This window comes from Arthrobacter sp. 'calajunan' (assembly GCF_046940185.1).
Lineage (GTDB): Bacteria > Actinomycetota > Actinomycetes > Actinomycetales > Micrococcaceae > Glutamicibacter > Glutamicibacter soli.
Map to the genome: position 1 here is coordinate 1 of NZ_JBKZDY010000026.1, position 472 is coordinate 472.

The window sequence follows — 472 nt, forward strand, 5'->3', positions numbered from 1 at the left end:
GCGCATCGAAACCTTCCCCGACATCCAGCGGCTCTACACCGCCCCCGGCGACAGCGAGCTGATCGCCATGGACTCCACCGCCCGCGCCTTCCCGCCCGGACTCAAGGAATTCATCAAGATCCGCGACAAGCACTGCCGCACCCCCTACTGCGACGGACTGGTCGAAGAAGTCGACCACGTCATCCAGCACCACCTCGGCGGCCCGACCAACGTGCTGAACGCCGACGGACGCTGCGCGTTATGCAACAAGGCCAAGGAATCACCGAACTGGGTCGAAGTGCCCGTCGGGGAGTTCTCCCACTCGATCCGGATCAACCCCGGCACCGGAGCCTACTACCGGTCGGTCGCCCCGCCGGTGACCGGGTACCGGCACCGGCAGTTCCCGGACCTGCTCACCCAGTCCAAATGGGTGCGCGGGAAACCCTGGACCCGGGAGGAACTCGAAGACCCCCTCGAAGACCCCGACCCGTAG

The 472-nt window shown here is 66.3% G+C and carries 1 protein-coding gene; it reads left to right on the plus strand.

What is annotated here, in order from left to right:
* A partial coding sequence (locus RF641_RS17500) for an HNH endonuclease (RefSeq protein WP_424573729.1) occupies positions 1-472 on the plus strand: 472 nt, incomplete at its 5' end.